Origin of the sequence: Owenweeksia hongkongensis DSM 17368, assembly GCF_000236705.1 — a bacterium.
Taxonomy (GTDB): domain Bacteria; phylum Bacteroidota; class Bacteroidia; order Flavobacteriales; family Schleiferiaceae; genus Owenweeksia; species Owenweeksia hongkongensis.
Window position 1 is genome coordinate 3761356 of the sequence record NC_016599.1, and the last position, 23385, is coordinate 3784740.

The window sequence follows — 23385 nt, forward strand, 5'->3', positions numbered from 1 at the left end:
ATTGCAAAATGGACTAAGCAAATTCCTTAACCGAAACCCAGTTTCTATCCTGAGTTATCTTTCCCTCGTTTTCCAGCTTTTTCATTAATCGGCTAATCACCACGCGTGAGGAATTGAGGTCAGCAGCAATTTGATGATGAGTGATTTTTAATTCAAAAGAACTGTTAATCAAAGCTTTGTCTTTTAAATATTTATAAAGCCGTCCTTCGAGGTTAGTAAATGCAAGATTGTCTATCGATTCCAGCATTTCATTCAAACGATTATTATAACTGTCAAAAACAAACCTTCTCCAAGTGGGATATTTTACAATCCATTCTTCCATTTTATGGACTGGAATAAAAACCACTTTAGTGAGATCTTCAGCCGTCACCCTAATTTTACTCTTAGAACTTTTAAGACAACATTGCATGGTCATGGCGCATGTGTCGCCCATTTCCAGGTAGTAAAGTAATAGCTCATTACCGTTTTCATTTTCGGTCATTACTTTAAGTGAACCTGATATAATTAAAGGAAAATGAGTGATGTCTTGCCCGATATCCATGAGTTCATCATCGCTTTCAAATTCTTTAAAATCACCTAATTGTAGAATTTCTTCTATTAAGGGTGCTTCAAATAAGAGTTCAAAATGCTGTTTTACCAGAACGTCCATCATAATTAAAAAATTGAGAAGCGAATTTAGCCTATTCCAAATTGATAAATATTGCGTTCGGACTGATTATTACTGCAATTTTTTGCTTGTTAAATGAATGAGCAGTAGTACTTTTGTTATGCAGTTGGAACTGTTTTTGTAAGATTAATAGTTCAGCAAAATTTAAGCAAATGAAAACTATACGATGTGCTGGTGTTCCTGAGCATTTTAACTTTCCTTGGCAACTAGCCTTGAGAAGTGGTGATTTTGAAAGTGCAGGGATAAATCTTAATTGGCAAAATGCAGGTGGTGGTACAGGAGCCATGGCCAAAGATTTGCAGGAAGGAAAAGTGGATCTTGCCGTGATGCTTACCGAGGGTGCTATTACTGAAATAGTAGGAGGTAATCCTTCAAGAATAGTCTCAACTTATGTGCAGTCTCCTCTCAATTGGGGGGTGCATACTTCGGCAAAAGCCAGTATTTCTAATGTGTCTGATGCAGTGAATAAGCCTTTTGCTATAAGTAGGTATAATTCAGGGTCACACCTAATGGCCTATGTGTATGGAAAAAATAAAGGCTTTGATTTAGGGCATAATGATTTTAACCTAGTCCAAAATCTGGATGGAGCTAGGCACTCGTTAAAGGAAAACCCTGAGCAGCTTTTTCTTTGGGAAAAATATACCACAAAGCCTTTGGTGGATTGTGGTGAGTTCAAAATAATTGATCACTGTCCTACACCATGGCCAAGTTTTGTTATAGTTGTTCGTAAAGAATTTTTGTTGGAAAACGAACAGCTTATTGATGCCGTCTTGGGTATAGTAAAAAAGCATACAGAAATCTTAACCGCAAATCCAGAAGCGGCAAGCTTAATTGCGAATGAATATCATTTGGAAGAGGGAGATGCCAAGGCTTGGTATGAAACTGTAAGCTGGGAGCTGAGTAATGATGTAGATGAGAACATGTTAGTAGGCGTGTCAGAAGTGTTGAGTGATTTGGATATTTTGGTGAGACCTTTGCACAATGTTGAGGTGCGAAATAGATTGCTACACTCAATGGGCGTAGGGGTTTAGTAGAAGGATGTGTAATCCCGTATTAAGGAGTGGATAAACATGAAACGTTTTGTTTCTACCAAAGTGTTCTCAAAATCCACTGCATTAAATAAGGTTCATCTACAATGGTCCATGAGTGAGGTTTTCTGTTTCCTTGCCTATCAAATCCTTTTTCACTTGTTGTGATAAGCTCAACTTTGGAATTACCTTGTTGAGCCAAAGTATTGGCAAAGGCTGCAAGATCATAAGAATTGATATCATAATAAGACGCACCCCTTTCTTCAATCCACCAGTTGATGTCTGGTTCGTGAAAAATAATGATAGGGGTATTTTTAAATAAGACCGCATTTCCGCCTTTTGGTAGAGTGTGCGAAAACACTGAGTTATCTCGATAGGGCTTAGGGTTGTGACTCGCAGTAACTCCAAACTTCTCTGGAAATGCCTTGTTCATCATTAGTGCTTCTTCAAGCATTCCATCGCTAAAGTTATCAATGTGCTTGGCCGCAGAAAGGCAAAATCGTTCTAAATCCAATGGTGAATCCACTAAGAAAATACCTTTAGGTTGATTGCCATATTTAGACTTTCCAGAAAGGCAGTACTGTGCATAGCGCAAAGCCCTGGTACCACTGGAGGATATTCCTCCTAAAATTAAGTTCTCTTTTGGAATTTTATGTTTCTCCATTACCTCTTTAATGATATCATCCAGAAGTGTTGGCCCTTTATCATCATAATATAGTTCAGGGAAATAGTTGGAAGTGACGGTATATATGGTCATCATACCTTCATCCGCAGCTAACTGCATTAGCCGGAAAGGTGACTTACGTGTGGTATTCGGAAGTGAGCTAAAGTCACGAACTATTAATCCCTTAATAGAATCTGTGTCAGGAATGACTTTAAGGTAACAATTGTAGCTACTGTCCTGCGGGTTGCGAAACACATATTCAAACTGGACTTGGGCATTTGTGCTAAATGCGGTGAATAGGGGTAGGAGTAAGAAAATACGATTTATAAACATAAAGCATGAAGTAGGTTGAACGATATATTGGCAGAGTGGTTATTTTAATATCAAAAGAATAAACTTATAAAAGTGCTTTGATAGGTAAATGCCTAATATTGAAGTTTACAAAATAATTAACATTATGAAGGCTCTGTTTCTTTCTATACTCATTACAATTTCATTTTTGGCAATAGGCCAAAAAATTGAAACATCATCTTCCAAAATAACCTTCGAGATTTCAAATTTTGGGATAAACACTGTAGAAGGGGAAATCACTGGAATGACGGGGACGGTAGATTTGAAAAAAGGTGAAATTGATGTTTGCGTAAAGCCAGCAACCGTTTCTACTGGAATAGAGAAAAGAGATGATCACCTCAAAACAGCCGATTTTTTTAATGCGGATAAGTACCCTGAAATTTGTTTTGTGTCGAGCAAGTTGGAAAATACGGATAAAGGATATTTAGCTACGGGTAGGTTGACTTTACATGGACAAACTAAAACTGTAAAGATTCCTTTAGCGGTAAGTGCCTCAGGTTCACAAACCATTTTAAAAGGAGAATTTGATGTAAATCGTTTTGATTACGGACTTGGTGCAGAAGCCTATGACGGCACTTTTCAGGTGGGGAAAATTGCCAAGGTGAAAATTACCTGTGTGGTGAAGTAAGAAATGCTTTTATGAAAGAGTCCCCACTGAGACAGTTCTCAGCGGGGATTTTTGATTTTATAAGTTTTGTAAAAGTATAGCTAGCTGGGCAGCTGTGACTTTTTGGAAAGAAAGTACCTCTACATGATTATTGACAATTGTAGCATTTTGAATGGAATAATAAAGGTCGGTGCCATCGTGGTTTAATCCTACAAAGGTTACACCCAATCCAACTGGCATCTTGTAGCCTCCGGTAATCCAAAATGAACCATTTTGAAATGAAGTTCTGGTTATAGAATTAATTGAAGGAATGTAAGCGTAAACCTGCGTATTTTGCTGGTCATATCCAGCTGGAACCTGAATCTCAACTTCTGTAAGTGGACGAGGATCATTGAAAAAATAATCACAGTTTATCCAGTTAAATAAGTCAGTGATATTAAAGCAATAGTTTGTTTGGCACGGGTTTATGGAATCCTGACATTGATATACAACACTATTTGTCTCGGGTACCCAATCGAAATCATCACCATCTTGGCCATTACCTACAAATAGATCCATTTCACTGTCGTAATTACAAGAGGGAACCGAAATGTCTAATGATTTTCCAGGCGCTAATTGAAGGTCAGCACCTCCTTGTGTTGCGTTAATGTACATCTCACCACCACTGACTAGGGTTCGCCCACCGGATGAGGTCATCTTTCCGGTAAAAATCATATCTGCTGGTGAAAATATCTCTTGCAGTTCGAAGGTGAAATTGCCACTAACCGGATTACCATTGGCATCTACAAAAGCATTGTAAGGAATGGTGATAGATGTTCCTTCTGCACCTCTAACAGTATTGTAGGAAGCAGCATTAAGTTGAAAGGTTTGTTTGATGGGAGCATTATTAGCTAGGAAGCCTTCAATCTGAGCAATAGAATTGCTGGAGTTGGAAAGAGTCACTTTATTATTCATATCCTTTTCGCAGCTGCTTATTAGCGCCAAAAGTGGAAGAATGAACAGTAGAGGAAACCAGGATTTTTTAATTGTTTTCATAGTAATCATTTTTATGTTGGAGGTCAAAGTTGGGGATCTCTACCACTAAAAACAGTAGTTATTTAGCTGTGGCGAATTACTAATTATTCACTTTTCATTTCACCGTAAAATCAGTCAGACAAAGGAGAGTAATGGACTAAGAGAGTGGGTAAATGTCGGTGTTACAAAAAATGATGGCTAATAATAGATAAGGAACTACTAAGGCTCAGTTAGAGATTCAAGGAATCAAACGAGAGTAAGCGGATAGAAACTAGAAATAAAGAAGGGGATATCTACTTTATCACAATTTTATTGGTGTCAGTCTTTCCATCAGCGTCAAGCGTAATGAGCATGTAGGTACCACTATCCAACCCTGACACATCAATTTCTTGTTTCTCGGACTTCAATAAAAGAATGCCACTTTCATTATAAATTTCAGACAGAGTAATGTTGGTGTTCTTTAGGTTTAATATCCCTGATACGGGGTTTGGGTAAAGTAAGTTTTCCTTTTCAGTGAAACTAGACATACTCATATCATCACTTAGATTTAGAAGAAATAGTGCAGTACTTTTTCCTTGTGACTCCTCAGCAGAAACAAAATATTGGTCATTGTTTATAAAGCAAATTCCTTCCGTTTGCCCAGAGTGCGAAGAAGAAAAAGGAAGTTGATGTTTTTGAAGAGTAGCATTGGCAAAAGACCCATTGCTAAGTCCTGTGACTTTTACTGCAAAAGGTGACAAAAGAAAATTGTAACCAAGCAAAGTAAAGTTCTGAGTGTGTGGGTTGAAAGTAGCTCCTGTGATAAAACCTTTTACATCTAGGCTATCTTTTTTGTGAATAGAGTAGGTGCCAGGTTGGTTGTATAAGCTGTACACATTTGTCCAGCTGTTTTTCCAATTTTTAGTAAAAATGTACAGCGAGTCGCTAATCGAAACAAGAGCTTCAGCATCAAAGTTGGTGGCCATGTTGGCAGATGTAAAGTTGCTTTGGTTGCTGTAGCTAAAATTAATTGTGTCGGCTAAAATACTATCGTTGGATGCGTTTAAGTAATCAGAAATTAATACTCGGTATATTTTCAAATCGGTACGATTACCAAGGTTGTTTCCAAAGTCTCCAATATAAATGTAAGATGGGTCAATAGCTATGTCTTCCCAGTCTACGTTAGTCGCATTGTATACAATTACCTTTCGCAAAACCTGGCCGTTAGTCGTGTCAATTTCATAAAGGGCTGGCTCACCTCCGGAGTCATTATGGGTAATGAGCCTATGGTTTAGCAAAATCAAACCTGAAGTTTCATTTACAGCATTGTCCAAATTAGTAACCCATGAGGTAGTTTGGCTATTTGCCAAAAGGCTACACAGCAGTAATAATGGAGTGAATAGATTTTTCATAGACATTATAAATAGTCATCATTTTTAGGGGATGATAAATATAAAGTCTTTGCCGGAGCACCATGTTAAATCTCAGAAAATACTCAGTGAACTTTCTCGGAATCGGGTTTTAAGTACTAATGGTTTTATAATCTTTTTTCATAAGAAATACAGGCATAGCAATTACATTTAACATGATCATTAAAGCAGCCCACAGCATTCGGTCTCCTTGCATATTAAAAATGGAAATAATGCAAATAGCCCAAGGAAAAAAGAGGAAAGTAGCGCCCATAGTGATAAGTGTAAGGCCGGTAGTGAGACCACCGAATAAACCAAGAAGTAACATACCAAGACCCAGTACATAAAATGACCAGCAAACCTGTTTTGTAGAAGCTTTCATAGATAGAGTTTTGTTTTCGTTTTCAGGTTGAAGATATGTTTTATGAACCAAAAAGTAGACTTGTTTTAGCCTTAGAGATTAAACCTTAACATAGCCTTAATAGTGGTAAATGAGTTAGTTGAAAGTGGTGTTGAAATTGAAACTAAGGAACTTTCAGAAGACGAGGGGAGTATGAGAGTATAGGGTTGGATTGATTAGAAATTAGAGTTTATTCGACCTTTTTTAGCCAATTAGTTTTAGATAAAATGATGAGATATGTTTTGAGTTTTCCTTTCACTAAGGAGAATTGCGCCTTACTTCATGTTAATTCAGAATTTCTCTAGGATGCTTTTCACCAAAAATCGCATTACCTTTGCGGCCTTAAAAAATCAAGCGCATGAAGTGTGGTATTGTAGGATTGCCAAACGTGGGTAAATCCACCCTTTTCAACTGTTTATCAAACGCCAAAGCACAATCGGCTAACTTTCCGTTTTGTACTATTGAGCCTAATGTAGGGATGGTTACCGTACCAGATAGCCGCCTTAATAAACTGGAAGAATTGGTAAACCCGGAACGAGTGATGCCCGCTACTGTAGAGATTGTGGACATTGCAGGTTTGGTAAAAGGAGCCAGTAAAGGTGAAGGTCTCGGAAACAAGTTTCTTGGAAACATCCGCGAATGCAACGCCATTATTCACGTGTTGCGTTGTTTTGAAAACGACAACATAACCCATGTGGATGGTTCTATTAATCCACTTCGCGATAAGGAAACTATAGACTTTGAGCTTCAGCTAAAAGATTTGGAAACTCTGGAAAAAAGAGTGGACAAGCATCGCAAAGCTGCCCGTACCGGAAATAAATCGGAGCAAGTAATTGTTGATCTTTTGGATAGGTTGAAAAACCACCTTGAGCAAGGTAAAAGCGTACGCAGTTTTGAGCGTAATGAGGACGAGGCTGAACTAATCAAGGAAAGCCAATTTCTTACCGATAAGCCAATTCTTTATCTGTGTAATGTAGATGAGGCAGCTGCTAAAGATGGTAATGAATGGGTGGAGAAAGTGAAGGAAATGGCAGCTGAAGAAGGTGCCGAAGTAATTTACCTTGCCGCAGCAACTGAAGCTGATATTTCAGAATTGGAAAGCTACGAAGAGCGCACTATGTTTTTGGAAGACCTTGGTTTGGAGGAAGCTGGTGTAAATAAAGTTATTCGCGCTGCTTATGATCTTTTAGATCTTCAAACTTACTTTACCGCTGGTGTGAAAGAGGTAAGAGCCTGGACGATAAAAAAAGGATTCACTGCACCACAAGCAGCTGGTGTTATTCATACTGATTTTGAAAAAGGTTTTATCCGTGCTGAGGTGATTGCGTATGAAGATTATGCCAACTTTGGTTCTGAATCAAAAGCCCGCGATGCAGGAAAGCTTTCTGTAGAAGGAAAAGAATATGTGGTTCAAGATGGAGATGTGATGCATTTCCGTTTTAACGTTTAGGGGGGGAAGGGGAAAAAGTTGGAATTGGTTATATGTTAAAAGTTATAAGGTTAAACGATATCTGAGCTAGCTTTTGGCATTAGTGATTTGGAGTCAACTCTTTTTAGTCAAGTAAAAATGGGGCGAAATGTTGCCATATTATTCATTGCTTTTTGTTTGTTGTCAGGGAGCTTTAGCCAAGGAGGCTTACCAGCTGTGTTAAAACCCTATTTATGGGGACTGCCTATAGACCAAAACTTTGATGAAATTCTTAAAGCAGCGGATTCATTAGAGAGCCAGCCGACTAATTTAGCTTATGCCGAAAGACATTTTTCGGGTTATTTGTCCTACAATTCCAGCTTTGATCATCCAGCAGATAAATATCAATTGGAAATTTCGAAGGATGAATATTGGCTTACTAGAAAAATTGATAGCAATGTTTTTGAAAGTTATCTTTATTCGGATAGCGTGATTTTTGTAAATCTCTACGCCAATTATTTAAAAAAGGATAGTGTAAAGGCAACCGAACAATTCTGGATACTCCATAAATCGGTAGCAAAGCTGTTTTCTAAAATTGACTCCATATATCTGCTTCCAGAAGGGGAAAGTGGCTACGCTTACTACGAGCAAGAAGGAGATACTGTTCCAACTTTTGTGCTTACAGAGAATAAATATGGAGCCTTTTATAATAACCTTACACTGGAATACAAGAGGATGAATAAGTAATGATATTTAGGAGAGCGAAAGTTTGAAGTTGTTTGAAATGACCTTCAACGTATAACTTTTAACCTTTAACTTTTTTTACTTTCCCCATCCGTTCAAAACCTGTTTATAAGTGCTAGCCCTTATGTTTCAAGGGTTTTGGCATATTTTCTATTTTTAGCCGTTACTTTTTTTGTAGTAAGACTCTATTATGGCGCAAGCAGATTATACAGAAGACAATATTCGGTCACTCGATTGGAAGGAACATATCAGGCTAAGGCCGGGTATGTACATCGGAAAGTTGGGTGACGGAAGTTCGCATGATGATGGTATTTACATTCTACTAAAAGAGGTGCTGGACAACTCTGTGGATGAGTTTGTGATGGGCGCTGGTAAAACCATAGAGATTTCTATAAAAGATGGTCAAGTTGTAGTTCGTGATTACGGTCGTGGAATTCCTCTGGGTAAGATGATTGATGTGGTTTCTAAAATCAATACCGGAGCGAAGTATGATAGCAAAGCTTTTAAAAAGTCAGTAGGACTCAACGGGGTTGGAGCCAAGGCTGTAAATGCCCTTTCTGATTATTTTACCGTGCAAGCCGTTAGAGATGGCAAAACAAAAATTGCCCGATTTGAAAAAGGACAGCTTGTAGAGGATGAAGATATTAAGGAGAGTTCGCTACGCAAGGGAACCAAAATTACTTTTAAGCCTGATAATTCGGTTTTTAAAAATTACCGCTTTGTAAATCAGTACATCGAAAAGATGTTGTGGAACTATGCCTATTTGAATCCGGGCTTGACCATTATGTTTAACGGTGAAAAGTTTTACTCTGAAAACGGGCTGAAGGACTTATTGGCCGATAATTTGGATGGCCCTACTCTTCACGATATTATTCACCTTAAGGATGATGATATTGAAATTGCTTTAACACATAGTGATAAAAGTCAAAGCGAACAGTATTATTCATTTGTAAACGGTCAACATACCACGCAAGGAGGAACACATCAAACGGCCTTTAGAGAGGCTTTAGTGAAAACCTTCCGTGATTTTTACAATAAGAATTTTGACCCCTCAGATATCCGCCAGAGTGTGGTGGCTGCTATAAGTGTGAAGGTAATAGAGCCTGTGTTTGAATCTCAAACAAAAACTAAGCTGGGCTCTAGCGATATGGGACCAGATGGGCCTACTGTCCGCACTTTTATCAATGACTTTATGAAAAATAAGCTCGACAACTTTCTTCATAGAAATGAAGAGATTGCTGAGGTTATTTATAAAAAAATACTCCGTGCCGAAAAGGAGCGCAAGGAGCTTAGTGGAATTAAAAAACTGGCACGTGATCGTGCTAAAAAAGCCAGTCTTCACAATAGAAAATTAAGAGACTGCCGCGCTCATTACAATGATTTAAAACATGAACGCAGGCTCGAAACAACTTTGTTTATTACCGAGGGTGACTCGGCTTCAGGATCAATCACCAAATCACGAGATGTAAATACTCAGGCCGTTTTTAGTCTTAAAGGAAAACCGCTCAACTGCTACAACCTTACCAAAAAGGTGGTGTACGAAAACGAGGAGTTTAATCTCCTTCAGGCTGCTTTAAATATTGAGGACGGACTTGAGGATTTGCGTTACAACAATGTGGTGATTGCTACCGATGCCGATGTGGATGGTATGCACATTCGTCTTTTGCTGATTACTTTCTTCCTTCAGTTTTTCCCGGAGTTGGTAAAAGAAGGACACTTGTATATTTTACAAACTCCACTTTTTAGAGTTCGAAATAAAAAAGAAACGCACTACTGCTACAGCGAAGATGAGCGTAGAGAAGCTATGGCTAAATGTGGTGCCAAAGCCGAAATTACCCGATTCAAAGGATTGGGTGAAATTTCACCAGATGAGTTTAAGCACTTTATTGGTGAAGATATTAGGCTTGACCCAGTGATGCTTGGGAAGGATGCAACTATTGCCCAGCTTCTTGAGTTTTACATGGGGAAAAACACACCGGACAGGCAGAAGTTTATCATCAACAATCTGCGCATTGAAAAAGATTTAATTGACGAAGAAGAGGCAGCAGAGTAAATGAGACTAAATTCTACTTCTTGGAGCAAGGTTTTAAAGTTTGTATACCTGATGTGTATCATGGCTTTTGTTTTTGATGTTTTAATGGTAAACATCGATGGGTCATGGGGGAGTTTTATTAAGCTTAGTCCCTTTGCTTTACTTGTCATACTCTTTCTAATTTACAGAGGAAAGCCTCAGTTTATTTATGATAGCGATGGCGAGGTATTAAATTTTACTGCTAGCGAACCGAATCTGAAATTTTTAGGGAAATACTTTGTTACCCATACAGAATTTCCAAAAAGAAAATTGGCATCCTATAAAATTAGATCCTATCCTTTTAGACGGAAACTAACCGTGTATATTAATAGCAAGGATGGCAGTCCGAAAAAGCAAAAGATTAGCATCAGCTATTTGAGACGCAGAGAAGTTCGGGATTTAAAAAGGTCATTGGACAGAGTATTGGTTACAAATCGCCAAAATCAATAATGGAAGAAGAAAACAACGCTTTAGAACCAGAAAATCAAGACAACGACAAAGTTACGGTAACCCATGTGTCGGGGATGTACGAGGATTATTTCCTTGATTATGCGTCCTATGTAATTCTTGAGCGCGCGGTACCAGCCCTTGATGATGGATTGAAACCTGTGCAGCGCAGAATTATGCACGCCATGCGTGAAATGGAAGATGGACGCTATCATAAGGTGGCAAACGTAATTGGTCAAACCATGCGTTTTCACCCACATGGTGATGCTTCTATTGGCGATGCTTTGGTGGCTCTGGGCCAAAAGGATTTGATGATTGACACCCAGGGAAACTGGGGTAATATCTTGACCGGTGACCGTGCGGCTGCACCTAGATATATTGAGTCACGCCTTACCAAGTTTGCACTTGAAGTAGGTTTTAGCCCAAAGGTAACCGAGTGGCAAGCTAGCTATGATGGGCGAGCTAAGGAGCCTGTTCACCTTCCGGTAAAATTTCCACTGCTACTTGCGCAAGGAGTGGAGGGTATAGCAGTAGGTTTATCTACGCGCTTGCTTCCACATAATTTTAATGAACTTATAGATGCCTCGATAAAAATTTTGCGAGGCCGTAGTTTTACTTTGTTACCAGATTTTCCCACTGGTGGAATTGCTGATTTTTCACAGTACAATGAAGGGGTGAGAGGAAGTCGCGTTCGGGTACGAGCGAAGATTTCGATGGAAGACAAGAAAACTCTTGTGATTACTCAGGTGCCTTTTGGAACCACCACTACCAGCCTTATTGACTCTGTGATAAAGGCGAATGACAAGGGGAAAATCAAAATCAAAAAGATTGAGGATAATACCGCTGAGAATGTGGAGATCCTTGTTCATTTGGTGCCTGGGGTTTCTCCCGACAAAATGATTGATGCGCTGTATGCCTTTACAGATTGTGAGGTTTCTATCGCCCCACTTTCCTGTGTGATATATGATGATAAGCCTTTGTTTGTTGGGGTTAAAGAAATCCTTAAACGTTCCACAGACCGCACATTAGATTTGCTAAGACAAGAGTTGGAAATTCAACTTAGAGAACTTGAAGAGCAATGGCATTTCGCTTCGCTAGAGCGCATCTTTATTGAAGAAAAAATATACCGGGATATTGAAGAAGCGGAAACCTGGGAAGAGGTAATTGGTAATATCCGTGAAGGGTTGACACCACACATTAAGCATCTTATCCGTGAAGTTACCGATGATGATATTACCCGTCTTACGGAGATTCGAATAAAGCGTATTTCTAAGTTTGATAAGGATAAGGCTGATCAGCACATTCTAGATCTTGAAGGTAGAATTGAAGCTGTAAAGCATAATCTGGCCAACTTGGTAGACTTTGCGGTAGAGTACTTCAAAAACATTAAAAAGAAGTATGGTGAAGGGCGTGAGCGCAAGACGGAAATCAAGCTGTTTGAAGATATTGATGCCACAAAGGTGGCAATCGCTAACACCAAGCTTTACGTAAATAGGGAGGAAGGGTTTATCGGTACAAGCTTGAAAAAGGATGAGTTTGTAACCGATTGCTCCGATATAGATGACATTATTGTTTTTCTTAAAAATGGAAAAATGATGGTGACCAAAGTGGATCAGAAAACCTATATAGGGAAAAATATAATTCATGTAGCTGTTTGGAAAAAAGGCGACAAGCGCACAGTTTACAATATGATCTATCGAGATGGGGCTAAAGGTGCTTCTTACATGAAGCGCTTTAATGTAACCAGTATCACTCGTGATAAGGAGTACGATTTGTCCCAAGGAAAACCGGCTACAGAAGTGCTTTATTTTACGGCAAATCCCAATGGAGAAGCCGAACAGGTAACCGTGTTTTTGCGAAATCTGCAAGGTTTACGCAAGCTGAAGATCGAAATCGACTTTGCTGAATTGGCTATTAAGGGGAGGGTTTCAAAAGGAAATCGGGTAACCAAATATCCAGTAAAGAAAATTGAGCTAAGTGAAGAAGGAGTAAGCACTTTAGCGGCACGTAAAATTTGGTTTGATGATAGCGTACAACGTCTAAATGCTGACGAAAGAGGAGAGCTTTTGGGAAGCTTCAAGGGGCAAGACCAAATTTTGGAAGTCACCCAAACGGGGCACTATCGTCTTTTGGGTTTTGACCTTAGCACGCATTTTGAAGAGGATATGATTATCATCGAGAAGTTTAACCCTAAGAAACCCCTGACGGCTATTTATTTTGATGGTGAGAAAGAACGATTTTATGTGAAGCGCTTTATTCCGGAGGCATCAGCCAAGAAGGAGCTTTTTATCAGCGAAAGCGATGGATCGTATTTAGAAGCAGTTTTTTCAGATTGGTACCCACGAGTTGAGCTCGTGTTTAAGAAGATAAAAGGGAAGCAAAAGGAGAATGAGGAAATTGTGTTGAGCGACTTTATTTCTGTAAAAGGAATGAAAGCTCAAGGCAACCAATTAACTAGGGATGAAGTCAAAGATATACTTAGATTAGAACCCTTACCTTTGGTGCAGGAAGCTGAAAAAGAGGAAGAAGCGGGTGAAGATTCGTCAGAAGATCAAGAGAGTTCCATAGATAACTCTGGACAGCCAACATTATTTTAGTAAAGCGAAAACATATAAATGTCATGAAAAAACTTTTCTCCTTATGGATAGCACTTCTTTGTGCTTTCAGTGTTTCAGCCCAGGATAGCCTTGGTGTTGAAAAGCTCTCCAATTTTAAGTTTTTTGATGGCATAAATGATATATGGGGTTATGCTGATACCAGTGGTAATGAATACGCCTTGGTTGGAATAAATTCAGGGTTTGCAATTGTAGATGTTACAGTGCCTACCAATCCGGTTCAAAAGCATTTTATATCTGGTGCAAATACTACCTGGAGGGACATTAAAACCTGGAGTCACTATGCCTATGTAGTACATGATGGCGTAGGGCCAAGTAACTCTGATGGAGTAATGATTGTGGACTTAAACACAATAGACTCTGCAACAATTAGCTTTACTCAGTTTTTTCCTTCCGTGACTATTGGCGGAACTAAGTTTGACTATTCTGATGCTCATAATCTGTATATAGATGAAAATGGGGTGCTATACCTTTTTGGTTCTAATATTGGGGTGGGAGGAGCCTGTATGTTTGATCTGGATACCGATCCTGAAAACCCAGCTCTCTTGGGAGTGTACGATGGGAATTATTATCATGATGGAGTTGCACGCGGTGATACACTCTGGGGTGCTGCTATCAATGCCGGTATTTTTGAAGCTGTGAATGTTAGCAACAAATCCAATCCTGTGGTAATGGGCTCTCATGCTACGCCCAATAATTTTACGCACAACATTTGGTTTTCGGATGACAATAAAACGGTGTTTACCACTGATGAGCGTAAGGGGGCTTATGTGACAGCGTATGATGTAAGCGATATGAATAATATCACGGAAACTGACCGTATCAGAACAACTATTTTTGACCCAAATCAAGTAATTCCACATAATACACACGTACTCGGTGACTTTTTGGTGACTTCATATTATACTTCTGGTCTTCAAATTGTGGATGCTTCCAATCCTGATATTTTGGTGGAAACTGCCTACTATGATACTTCACCATTGACTGGTGATGGATACAACGGAGCTTGGGGAGCGTATCCATTTTTACCAAGTGGTAATATTTTGGTGAGTGATAGGCAGGAGGGGCTTTTTGTGCTCAGTACAGATTACCCTAGAGCTTGTTTCTTCACCGCTTTTGTAAAAGATACGGCTACAGGAAATCCGATTATCAATGCCAGTATTACTATGGTTGGGTCTACGTTGAGTGGAAGCACCAATATATTTGGAAACTTTAGAGATGGGCAGCGAGATACAGGAGATTATGTAGTGGTAGTGCAAAAAAGTGGATACTATCCCGACACCCTTTTGGTAAAAATGCGTGAGGGTAAAATTGTGAATCGCACGGTTAATCTTATTCCTTTTGGATTTTCCATTGATGAAGATGATGTTTTTTCTGATGGTTTTAGGATGTATCCCAATCCAAATAAGGGCTCCGTTTTTATTGAGTTAGACCATGTTGAAGATCCGATAGTAGAGGTGAAAGTAAATGATGTAAGTGGAAAAACGGTATTACTCAAAACAGTAAATGCTGGAAATGGAAAATTACAAATGGAACATAGCTTGCCATATGGTGTATACACTATTTCTATTTCAAATGGTAGGCTGGAATACGCTCCTCAAAAATTGTCGGTGATTCGGTAGTATTCAGTTTTCTTCACCGTGGGGGGTGTGGATAAACCGCTCATTCGCACCTTTTATCTTAAATAAAGCTAAGCTTAACAGCCAAAAAGCATAGGGAATACTCATGACTGCTTTTAGCGTGGTAATAGAGTAAAATTTAAGAGGTATAGAGAGTAAAAAAAAAGCAAATGTGCCTAATAGGTTTGTTAGCATCAGTCGATTCAAAATTGGGTTCTGAGAAAACAGAAATACCAAGGAAGAAGATATCAGTACAAGAGCTAAAAGTATTAATTTAGGAGGAATTGCCCATTGGATAACTTTGTTAAATAGGTCGAAATTTCCCTTTGTTAGTAGTTCCTTAACAGCTATTCTTGAGGCTTTTGTTAAATAATTCGATTGTGAAGAGAGCCACCTTCTACGTTGATTATAGAATGCTTCTGCTTTTTGAACTTTCTCATCATATACAATCGCGTTTGGAAGATATTCTATTTTATTCTGGTCTTTAAGGATGCGCACTTCGAGTTCTTTATCAAAGCCACCAATAGCATGCACATCCTTCATGATTTTCTTAAAATAAGCATAATCAAACGCCATACCTGAGCCTGCAAGAGCTGAGGAGAATCCAAAAAATCGCGGCCCTTTTTTAAATACATTATGCCCAATTTCTTCGCTTATTGCGTCTAAAACTGCAAAATTCGTATTGAGATTTTTAGCAACTCTGCGGCCTTGAACGGCAATAAAACCACTATTAAATGCCTGATTTATTTTATTTATGAAGTTCGTTTCCATAATATTATCCGCATCTAATACCAGCGCAATGTCATAATCATCTCCTATTTCTGACATAGCCCGGTTAAGAGCTTTTGTCTTTGTACTTTTTTCAAATGACACTTCCACGACCGTTATTGGTAGTTTTTTCAACGCTTTGAGAGTAGTGGCCTGAAAAGAGTCGGCTATGATAATTACTTCATAAAGAGCTGAGTCGTAGTTTTGATTTAATGTACTTTTTGCAACATCATAAATTACTGAATCTTCTTTATACCCTGGAATAAGAATTGCGTATTTAAACTGATTACTCTTTTTTTTTGAAGGCTTACGCTTTGAAAAAATTGAGCCGAATGAAAAAATGAAATAATAGGCTACAGAAAATGAGAGGTATGTTAAAGCGAAGTATATAATTAGAGTTAGGAAGGGCATTCGTGCAAATTTGGGATTAATGGCGCTAAAATAGGATAATTTATAGTTTCGAAATTTTTATTGGAGCTTCTTTTTCTATTTTAGCCAGTAGCTAATAATATTATTTTAGCAAGCACTTAGCTAAGTATGGAACACTCTACACGTTTGCCACTCGTCTCTATTGTGACTATAAATTACAATAGTAAGAAGGAGACTTTGGAATTAATAAAATCTTTAGAGGGCACTACTTTTGAAAACTGGGAACTTATAGTGGTGGATAATGCCTCTGAAGAGAGTCCCTTAAAGGATATAAAAAAACTTAACCCAAGTGTAACGGTAATAGAAAGTGGGCAGAATCTGGGGTTTGCTGGCGGTAATAACCTTGCCCTTAGGCATTGCAAAGGAGAGTATATTTTTTTTGTAAATAATGATACTGAACTTGATTCCAACTGTCTGTCCACTTTGGTGAAGACTGCTCAACACCTAACCGAGGTTGCTGTTATTAGCCCAAAATTTCAATACTATCATAGTGACGGTCTTCTTGAGTATGCAGGCTGTACCAACATCAACCGCTTTACGGCCAGAAATAGAGCTATTGGACATCTTGAAAAGAGCGAAAAATACTCAGGGCTTCTGGAAACACATTATGCTCATGGAGGTGGAATGTTGGTACCCAAGAGGATCATTGAAGAAGTAGGGCCAATGGAGGCTGATTTTTTTCTATACTACGAAGAGATGGATTGGTGCGAAAGAATCAGAAGGGCAGGCTATAAAGTTTACTGTCAAAGGGATGCTCTAATTTATCATAAAGAATCTGCTTCGGTAGGAAAAATGAGCCCGCTTAAAACCTACTATATGAATAGAAACCGGATACTGTTTATGAAGCGAAACTATCCTTTTCCTAAAATAATACCTTTCTTTTTCTTTTACAGTTTTGTATCGTTTCCAAAAAATTTTTTGGGATACATGATCAAGGGGAAGCAAAAACACCTTAGAGCACTTTACAGAGGAGTGTTTTCTCATCTAAACTCTAAATTAACCTACTAATTTTATTATTATGTGTGGCATAGCTGGATTTTGTGACTTCACCAAGTCATTAGATAAAAGTGTTTTATCAAAAATGACTGACGAAATAAAACATAGGGGACCTGATTCTTCAGGAAACGAGCTGTACGAATTGAGGAATGCTAATGTGGGATTTGGCCACCGAAGATTATCTATTCTCGATCTCTCTGAGGCCGGTAATCAACCCATGCATAAGGGTAGCCTTTCGATTATTTTCAACGGAGAGATTTATAATTTCCAAACGATTAAATCCGAACTTGAATTAAAAGGACATACTTTCAAGTCTAACTCAGACACGGAGGTAGTTTTGGCCGCTTATGTAGAGTATGGTATGGGTGCCCTAGAGAAATTCATTGGGATGTTCTCGTTTGCCATATTTGACCGTGATAAGAGCAAGGTTTTCCTAGTTCGCGATAGAGTAGGTGTAAAACCTCTCTTTGTGTTTCAAAATGAAAAGGCGATAATCTTTGGCTCTGAATTAAAGTCTTTTCATAAGAATGCACTTTTCGAAAAAAAACTAGACACGGACAGTCTTGCGTTGTACCTTAAATACAACTACGTGCCAGCTCCGCATTGTATTTTTAAAAATACTAAGAAACTTCAGCCAGGGCATTATATCGAAATTAACCTAGATAATAGGGAGATAAATGAAGTAAAATACTGGGATGTAATTGATGATGCTTATAACCAGCCGAAACTAGATGTAAGCTATAAAGATGCGGTAAATGAAACGGAGAAGATTCTGGATTCAGCTTTTAATTACCGGATGGTTGCCGATGTGCCAGTTGGTGTATTTTTGAGTGGTGGCTATGATAGTACAGCCGTGGCTGCTTTAGTACAAAAAAATAGAAAAGAAAAGGTAAAAACATTTACAATTGGCTTTAAAGAAGCTCAATACAATGAAGCCGAGGAGGCCAAAAAAATAGCAAGGCACTTAGGCACAGATCATACTGAGCTCTATTGTACTCCCAATGAAGCTCGAGATATTTTAAGTAGCATTCCGGATATTTATGATGAGCCATTTGCAGATAATTCTGTGGTGCCCACCATTTTAGTATGCAAATTGGCGAGTGAGTCAGTAAAAGTGGTTTTGAGTGGGGACGGAGGGGATGAAATATTTGCCGGTTATGGTAAATTTAAACAAGCAATTAATTTTACCAATAATATTCCTAATTGGCTTCAATCTACCTTAGCAGGGGGTATGTCGCTAATAAACCCTGAGAAGATACCCTACCTTTCTGGCAAGTATAACTTTCCTTCTAGATATGAGAAGATGATTAATATATGGAAGTCTCATAGCCCATACGTGGCCATGAAAAATATCAGTAGTTTCATTACTGACGCTGAAGTTGGAAGGCTGCTAAACATTGAGTGGAAAGAAAAATTCACTTATTTTGATATTGCCCCACTCCTTAATGATTCAAACGATGACCTGAACAAGCTTTTGGCGATTGATTACAGGACTTTTTTGATGGATAATAACCTGGTAAAGGTGGATAGGGCATCTATGTCTGTGAGTATTGAAGGGAGGGAACCATTTTTAGATCAAAGAATTATTGAATACGTTGGAAGGCTACCTTCGGAGTATAAAATAAGAGAAGGACGAACCAAAGCTTTGCTAAAAGACGTGGTGCATAGGTATGTGCCCAAGGAGATGATGGACAGGCCAAAGATGCCGTTTATCGCACCACTCACCATTTGGTTTAGGAAAGAAATGAAGGATTTACTAATTGACCACCTTAGTGAAGAAAGCTTGGTGAGGCATGGTCTTTTTAATATTCAAGAGGTAATCAAACTTAGGGATAGTTATCTAAGCGGAAAGCCAGTAAGCCACCAAAAAGTGTGGAACATTCTCTTGTTTCAAATATGGTATGATAGATATTTTTAAATTATAATTTTGCTAGATAAGCTTAAACATTAAAATGGAAATTTAATGAATGCTCTTTTGATTTTTGATATTGGAATGCATAAAGGAGAGGATACGGCTTTTTATCTCTCAAAAGGCTATCAAGTAGTAGCTGTGGATGCGGATCCAAATTTGATTAACGCTGCTAAAGAAAAATTTCAACCGGCACATGAAGAGGGGAGGCTTCGACTGGAAAATCTCGCTATTTCTGAAAATGCAGGAGAGGTTGATTTTTATCTAAGTGCTAAAAGCATTTGGAACTCTTTGAATAGTAAGATAGCCGATCGATTGGATTCTTCGAAAGAAGTTATTAAGGTAAAAACTAATACGCTGAAAAGCCTTTTTGAAAAATATGGGGTGCCGGATTATTGTAAGATAGATATAGAAGGGTATGATATTGTAGCGCTTAGAAGTTTGGATAAAGACAATCTACCTAAGTATATTTCAGTGGAAAGCGAATGCTTGGGAGAGTCAGATGAGCTTTTGGAGAATGAGGTTCTGGCAACATTAAATCAAATGCACGCTTTAGGTTATAAAAAGTTTAAACTAGTTGACCAGCAGACATTGAAACCATTAACATTAGGAAAAGAATTTTATAACGGAAAGAAAGAAATTCATATAGTAGAAAGGTTAAGACATAAGTTTAAATTCACTTATAGGCATAGGCTAGGAGCTAAACATGATTACAACTTTCCTTATGGTGCAACTGGGCCGTTTGGTGAAGATATTGATGGTAAATGGTATAATTTTGATGATGCCCAAAAGTTGATGCTAACGCACAGGAAACAATTTTTCGAAACAAACGTAAATGGTTATAGCTTTAGTTTTTGGTGCGACTGGCACGCCAAAATAGATTGAGGTTCTATTGTAAAAGTTAATCCTTTGTAGTCACCCTATCCATGTGTCAAGGCACTCCCCCCCCCAAAAAAAAAAAGAAAGCTAATGCAAGATTTATGGCGAGCTTCTGCTGTAACAATGGATGTCTAAACTTTTTTAGTGTGGTATCTGGAGGTGGTGGAAATCGGTTTAAAGTGGTGAAGTGAGCTTTTCCAATTCTAGCACATTAAGATGTGAGACGACTGGTATATCTGCTAGGAGGGTCATTCAATTAGTTGTTTTTTCCTTTAAGGTTAATAGTTTTTTGAATTGCAGAGAGCAAATTATCTATACTGTTATCCCATGTATGTTCATTCGCAAAGTTTATCCTTGCTTCTCTTTTTGAGCGGGAGTTTTCGGAAAGAGCCTTATCTATTAATATTTCATACTCAGAAGCATTAGTGGCTAAATAGCAATGCTCTGCAAATACACTCATAGCCTTTGTTGCGGTAGCTATAACGGGTTTCCCCATAGCTAAATATTCATCCACCTTTCTGGGGTAGTTGCCAATGGTCATATCGTTTATTAGCTGCGGATTTATTGAGACATCGAAAAAATTGAGGTAGGTACTTAGTTCTTCAGGTTTTTTACTCCCCAAAAAGTATACATTTTCCATTTGATGCAAGCGACTTCCTGTAAAGCTCGAATCTTCAGGGCCTACTAAAACGAAACTCCAGTCTTTTTTAGATTCTGCAAGATTTTCGAGCAATGTAATATCTAACCGCATAGAAGTTAAAAATCCAATATACCCAATAATAGGATTTGCTATTCCCTCCATATCTTGAGGTTTCGAATAACTTTTATTGGGGTCAAAAAGAGATAGATCACAGCCTTGACCTATGTAATAGCTCTTAGGATTGTATTGCCTACAATAGTCTCTTAAGAAAGTTGAGTTGGCTACACTTAGGTCACTTTTTTCAATTAACTTAGGTTCAATACGAGTTCCATGTTTTTTAAAGTAATCTGTTGAAATAAGATTGTCTCTTGAATAATAAATACTCAATAATGGTTTCAAAAGCTCTTTCATATAGTAGCTTCTAAACATATCGTTATCATTAAAAAGAAAGAACTCTTGGAAGTTTAATTTTTTAAGAATAGGCTTAACCTCGGCTGCAATTTTACGATTGTTTCTTAAATTAAAATAGTCAAATAAACGGCCTGGAGGGAGCGTGTTGATGGATAGTATAATACTGCTTGGGGTGAAGACGTATAAATTTTCCTCAACTTCAACAAGACTGTCAGTTTTTCCTTTTCTCACATTTTTTCTGAATTCAATATGATCCTGACTGTCGCTTGAGTTTTTAACTACGGTATTCCAGTCCAACGGAATGTTGATGTATAGAACTTTCGTTCGCTTGGCCAATTCGACAGCTATATTTTTGCAATTGCTACCAATGGTAGTATCCCACGGTTGTAGGCCGACAATAAGGAAAGGAGTGTGTGGTGATGTATTCAAAGTGTATAGGAATTTATAAAATTTGGTGTCTTATTAATCTGAAACATACATTTTGTAATAATAAGTATTAAAACAAAAAGAGAGGTAAGAAACTACTTGCTTTGTAATTTTTATTGGTCGATAAAGGATTAAATTTGCAATTGATTTAATTATTGATCCGGAATTTATTCTCCACTACTACTGTTTGGGGGTGTAGTTCCTCATTTGTTAGGAAAGCTTTTTGTGTCCTGTCCTGAAATAGCGTTACAGAAATTTGTAACCTTCCGAAAGGCAATGGCTACGTAAAGTGTACACACAAGGATTACAGCTTAAATTATAAGCTACATGTGGTTCAAGAAATAGAGCGGGGTGAGTTAAGTCAGCATGAAGCAGTTCGAAAATATGGCATTCAGGCTCGCAGTACTGTACTGAGTTGGTTAAGAAAGTAGCGTGACTTTGATTGGGAGAATCAAACTCTAACACAAATGGCCAAAACTCCAGAGCAAAAACTGATGGAACTAGAGCAAAAAGTTCGGCTATTGGAAAAGCAGAAAAAGCAACTGAAACATCAAATAGAACGAGCCGGCAAAAAGGCGATTATCTTTGATGTGATGATAGATATAGTCGAGAAAGAGTATAATATTCCTATCCGAAAAAAACTCCTTACCCGAACAGTCAAACAATACAAAGAGCACTACCAAGAAAGCATAACGGCTGCCTATAGATTGTTTGGGTATAGCCGTCAGGTATTTTATCGCGCCATTAAAGCCGAAAAGACCAAACAGCAATGTGCGCGAAAAGTAGTATCACTAGTCCAGGAAAAGCGCATGACCAAGCCACGGCTTGGCACGCGAAAACTTTACCACTTGCTGCAGCCAGAGCTGCAAGCACTGGACGTTGGCCGCGATAAATTGTTCCTCATTCTAAAAGCAAATCACATGTTAATACAACCCAAGAAATCTTACCATATTACCACCAACTCATATCATAGGTTCCGCAAACATAAAAACTTGATTGCAGACCTACCCATCAACCGGCCAGAGCAACTTTGGATGGCTGATATAACCTACGTAGGCACCCGAGAAAACCCCATGTCCATGGGCCTTGTAACGATGCTTTCTCTAAGAAAATAATGGGATACAATGTATCAAACAGTTTGAGTACAGATGGTGCATTATCAGCTTTGAAACAAGCCGTTAAGCATCGAAAATACCTGAGCCAACCTCTGATTCATCACTCAGGCAGAGGCTTTCAATATTGCAGCACTTATTACCAAAAATAACTAGCTAAAGCCAAAATCACATGTAGCATGACAGAGTCTTATGACCCTTATGCCAACGCTATGGCTGAACGTATAAACGGTATTTTAAAGCAAGAATTTATAGAAGTAGGAAAGGCCGATAAGCTGGACATTATGAAGCTTTTGGTAAAAGACAGTGTAACCATTTACAACCAACACAGGCTACACCTTTCCTGCTAAATGAACACCTCAGAACAGATGCATCAGCAAAATACTATTACCATAAAAAGCTATAAAAAACTAAACCTTGGTGAAGCTAGCTTCTCCAAGGTTTAATTACTATATTTATTCTATCTAAACATCTGTTTCGGTTATTTAGGACGGGGCAATTGTACGATTGATTTTTTCATAAATTTGCTATTGAGTTAAAATATTGGGGCAAACCTCTTGTGATGAGATACTGGGGTTTGCCTTTTTGTTTTAGTAAAATAGTTTCCACAGCAGGCAGTTGGGCTAAAGTGTTAATAAATAATTGGCCTTTTATCTCAAACCACATTACCCGTAAGTTTCTGGTTATTAATTACTTGATGGGATGAGTGAGTGTTTTGTCTCTAGAGAATAGAATGAAAGGTAGAAGTTTGTTTCAGGAGATTATGAATGAACAAGGGGGTGAAATTTTGAA

21 protein-coding genes are annotated in these 23385 nt (G+C 38.3%); 14 read left to right on the forward strand and 7 right to left on the reverse strand.

The genetic code is table 11. From position 1 onward, the window contains the following. Positions 1-13: 13 nt before the first annotated feature. Positions 14-652, reverse strand: coding sequence for a Crp/Fnr family transcriptional regulator (locus OWEHO_RS16560; protein ID WP_014203654.1), 639 nt, complete (start codon positions 650-652; stop codon positions 14-16). Positions 653-819: 167 nt separating this feature from the next. Between OWEHO_RS16560 and OWEHO_RS16565 the strand changes: the two genes are divergently transcribed. Then, positions 820-1698 (forward strand): substrate-binding domain-containing protein, encoded by an 879-nt coding sequence (locus tag OWEHO_RS16565; RefSeq protein WP_014203655.1) that lies wholly within the window; start codon positions 820-822, stop codon positions 1696-1698. A 55-nt stretch (positions 1699-1753) separates the two neighbouring features. Here OWEHO_RS16565 and OWEHO_RS16570 read toward each other — a convergent pair whose 3' ends face one another. Further along, positions 1754-2692 carry a hypothetical protein gene (locus tag OWEHO_RS16570; RefSeq protein WP_014203656.1) on the reverse strand — a complete coding sequence of 313 codons (939 nt, stop codon included), beginning with the start codon at positions 2690-2692 and terminating at the stop codon, positions 1754-1756. A 124-nt stretch (positions 2693-2816) separates the two neighbouring features. Between OWEHO_RS16570 and OWEHO_RS16575 the strand changes: the two genes are divergently transcribed. Next, on the forward strand, positions 2817-3338 hold the full coding sequence (locus OWEHO_RS16575; protein ID WP_041628334.1) for a YceI family protein: 522 nt from the start codon (positions 2817-2819) through the stop codon (positions 3336-3338). A 57-nt stretch (positions 3339-3395) separates the two neighbouring features. On the opposite strand, the gene OWEHO_RS16580 is transcribed toward OWEHO_RS16575, so the two are convergent. From OWEHO_RS16580 to OWEHO_RS16590, 3 genes are all read right to left on the reverse strand, one after another. After that, positions 3396-4352 (reverse strand): hypothetical protein, encoded by a 957-nt coding sequence (locus OWEHO_RS16580; protein WP_014203658.1) that lies wholly within the window; start codon positions 4350-4352, stop codon positions 3396-3398. Positions 4353-4624: 272 nt separating this feature from the next. Next, positions 4625-5722 carry a T9SS type A sorting domain-containing protein gene (locus tag OWEHO_RS16585; protein ID WP_052301155.1) on the reverse strand — a complete coding sequence of 366 codons (1098 nt, stop codon included), beginning with the start codon at positions 5720-5722 and terminating at the stop codon, positions 4625-4627. Between the two features lie 109 nt (positions 5723-5831). Continuing rightward, a complete protein-coding gene (locus OWEHO_RS16590) occupies positions 5832-6101 on the reverse strand; it encodes a hypothetical protein (RefSeq protein ID WP_014203660.1) in 270 nt (89 codons plus the stop codon). A gap of 376 nt (positions 6102-6477) precedes the next feature. Between OWEHO_RS16590 and ychF the strand changes: the two genes are divergently transcribed. The 5 genes from ychF (at position 6478) to OWEHO_RS16620 (ending at position 15026) form a co-directional block, all read left to right on the forward strand. Then, entirely contained in the window at positions 6478-7569 is a 1092-nt protein-coding gene (gene ychF, locus OWEHO_RS16595; protein WP_014203661.1) for a redox-regulated ATPase YchF, read from the forward strand. 117 nt (positions 7570-7686) lie between these two features. After that, positions 7687-8274, forward strand: coding sequence for a hypothetical protein (locus tag OWEHO_RS16600; protein WP_014203662.1), 588 nt, complete (start codon positions 7687-7689; stop codon positions 8272-8274). A 187-nt stretch (positions 8275-8461) separates the two neighbouring features. Then, entirely contained in the window at positions 8462-10324 is a 1863-nt protein-coding gene (locus OWEHO_RS16605; protein WP_014203663.1) for a DNA topoisomerase IV subunit B, read from the forward strand. 467 nt (positions 10325-10791) lie between these two features. Continuing rightward, complete coding sequence (locus OWEHO_RS16615) at positions 10792-13386, forward strand: DNA gyrase/topoisomerase IV subunit A (RefSeq protein ID WP_014203665.1); 2595 nt, start codon at positions 10792-10794, stop codon at positions 13384-13386. Between the two features lie 23 nt (positions 13387-13409). Beyond that, entirely contained in the window at positions 13410-15026 is a 1617-nt protein-coding gene (locus OWEHO_RS16620; RefSeq protein WP_014203666.1) for a choice-of-anchor B family protein, read from the forward strand. Between the two features lie 3 nt (positions 15027-15029). On the opposite strand, the gene OWEHO_RS16625 is transcribed toward OWEHO_RS16620, so the two are convergent. Then, entirely contained in the window at positions 15030-16202 is a 1173-nt protein-coding gene (locus OWEHO_RS16625; protein ID WP_014203667.1) for a glycosyltransferase, read from the reverse strand. A gap of 126 nt (positions 16203-16328) precedes the next feature. Between OWEHO_RS16625 and OWEHO_RS16630 the strand changes: the two genes are divergently transcribed. From OWEHO_RS16630 to OWEHO_RS16640, 3 genes are read left to right on the forward strand one after another with little or no spacing between them, the layout of a single operon-like run. Next, a complete protein-coding gene (locus tag OWEHO_RS16630) occupies positions 16329-17228 on the forward strand; it encodes a glycosyltransferase family 2 protein (protein WP_014203668.1) in 900 nt (299 codons plus the stop codon). A gap of 10 nt (positions 17229-17238) precedes the next feature. Beyond that, entirely contained in the window at positions 17239-19134 is a 1896-nt protein-coding gene (asnB, locus tag OWEHO_RS16635; RefSeq protein ID WP_014203669.1) for an asparagine synthase (glutamine-hydrolyzing), read from the forward strand. A gap of 45 nt (positions 19135-19179) precedes the next feature. Beyond that, positions 19180-20010: an FkbM family methyltransferase gene (locus tag OWEHO_RS16640; RefSeq protein WP_014203670.1), complete on the forward strand. Its 831-nt coding sequence runs from the start codon at positions 19180-19182 to the stop codon at positions 20008-20010. A 250-nt stretch (positions 20011-20260) separates the two neighbouring features. Here OWEHO_RS16640 and OWEHO_RS16645 read toward each other — a convergent pair whose 3' ends face one another. Further along, entirely contained in the window at positions 20261-21484 is a 1224-nt protein-coding gene (locus OWEHO_RS16645) for a glycosyltransferase (RefSeq protein ID WP_014203671.1), read from the reverse strand. Between the two features lie 251 nt (positions 21485-21735). On the opposite strand from OWEHO_RS16645, the gene OWEHO_RS18795 reads away from it, so the two are divergent. The 4 genes from OWEHO_RS18795 to OWEHO_RS18685 are packed head-to-tail and all read left to right on the forward strand — an operon-like array spanning position 21736 to position 22943. Then, positions 21736-21912, forward strand: coding sequence for a transposase (locus OWEHO_RS18795; protein ID WP_223252738.1), 177 nt, complete (start codon positions 21736-21738; stop codon positions 21910-21912). A gap of 36 nt (positions 21913-21948) precedes the next feature. Beyond that, positions 21949-22596, forward strand: a complete 648-nt coding sequence (locus tag OWEHO_RS18680; protein ID WP_223252696.1) for a hypothetical protein — start codon at positions 21949-21951, stop codon at positions 22594-22596. Then, complete coding sequence (locus OWEHO_RS18800) at positions 22596-22745, forward strand: hypothetical protein (RefSeq protein WP_407635929.1); 150 nt, start codon at positions 22596-22598, stop codon at positions 22743-22745. Before OWEHO_RS18680 ends, OWEHO_RS18800 begins: the two co-directional genes overlap by 1 nt. Positions 22746-22760: 15 nt before the next feature. Continuing rightward, the gene (locus OWEHO_RS18685) at positions 22761-22943 is read left to right on the forward strand and encodes an integrase core domain-containing protein (protein ID WP_262496315.1); all 183 of its coding nucleotides are present in this window, start codon (positions 22761-22763) and stop codon (positions 22941-22943) included. Positions 22944-23385 lie beyond the last annotated feature (442 nt).

Bases quoted from the DNA above. Each gene is read 5' to 3' on its own strand.
- OWEHO_RS16585 (WP_052301155.1), bottom strand. From the start codon at position 5,722: ATGAAAAATCTATTCACTCCATTATTACTGCTGTGTAGCCTTTTGGCA.
- OWEHO_RS18800 (WP_407635929.1), top strand. From the start codon at position 22,596: ATGGGATACAATGTATCAAACAGTTTGAGTACAGATGGTGCATTATCA.
- OWEHO_RS16620 (WP_014203666.1), top strand. From the start codon at position 13,410: ATGAAAAAACTTTTCTCCTTATGGATAGCACTTCTTTGTGCTTTCAGT.
- OWEHO_RS16560 (WP_014203654.1), bottom strand. From the start codon at position 652: ATGATGGACGTTCTGGTAAAACAGCATTTTGAACTCTTATTTGAAGCA.
- OWEHO_RS16570 (WP_014203656.1), bottom strand. From the start codon at position 2,692: ATGTTTATAAATCGTATTTTCTTACTCCTACCCCTATTCACCGCATTT.
- OWEHO_RS16630 (WP_014203668.1), top strand. From the start codon at position 16,329: ATGGAACACTCTACACGTTTGCCACTCGTCTCTATTGTGACTATAAAT.
- OWEHO_RS16580 (WP_014203658.1), bottom strand. From the start codon at position 4,352: ATGAAAACAATTAAAAAATCCTGGTTTCCTCTACTGTTCATTCTTCCA.
- OWEHO_RS16625 (WP_014203667.1), bottom strand. From the start codon at position 16,202: ATGCCCTTCCTAACTCTAATTATATACTTCGCTTTAACATACCTCTCA.
- OWEHO_RS16640 (WP_014203670.1), top strand. From the start codon at position 19,180: ATGAATGCTCTTTTGATTTTTGATATTGGAATGCATAAAGGAGAGGAT.
- ychF (WP_014203661.1), top strand. From the start codon at position 6,478: ATGAAGTGTGGTATTGTAGGATTGCCAAACGTGGGTAAATCCACCCTT.
- OWEHO_RS16605 (WP_014203663.1), top strand. From the start codon at position 8,462: ATGGCGCAAGCAGATTATACAGAAGACAATATTCGGTCACTCGATTGG.
- OWEHO_RS16575 (WP_041628334.1), top strand. From the start codon at position 2,817: ATGAAGGCTCTGTTTCTTTCTATACTCATTACAATTTCATTTTTGGCA.
- OWEHO_RS16565 (WP_014203655.1), top strand. From the start codon at position 820: ATGAAAACTATACGATGTGCTGGTGTTCCTGAGCATTTTAACTTTCCT.
- OWEHO_RS16600 (WP_014203662.1), top strand. From the start codon at position 7,687: ATGGGGCGAAATGTTGCCATATTATTCATTGCTTTTTGTTTGTTGTCA.
- asnB (WP_014203669.1), top strand. From the start codon at position 17,239: ATGTGTGGCATAGCTGGATTTTGTGACTTCACCAAGTCATTAGATAAA.
- OWEHO_RS16590 (WP_014203660.1), bottom strand. From the start codon at position 6,101: ATGAAAGCTTCTACAAAACAGGTTTGCTGGTCATTTTATGTACTGGGT.
- OWEHO_RS18680 (WP_223252696.1), top strand. From the start codon at position 21,949: ATGGCCAAAACTCCAGAGCAAAAACTGATGGAACTAGAGCAAAAAGTT.
- OWEHO_RS16615 (WP_014203665.1), top strand. From the start codon at position 10,792: ATGGAAGAAGAAAACAACGCTTTAGAACCAGAAAATCAAGACAACGAC.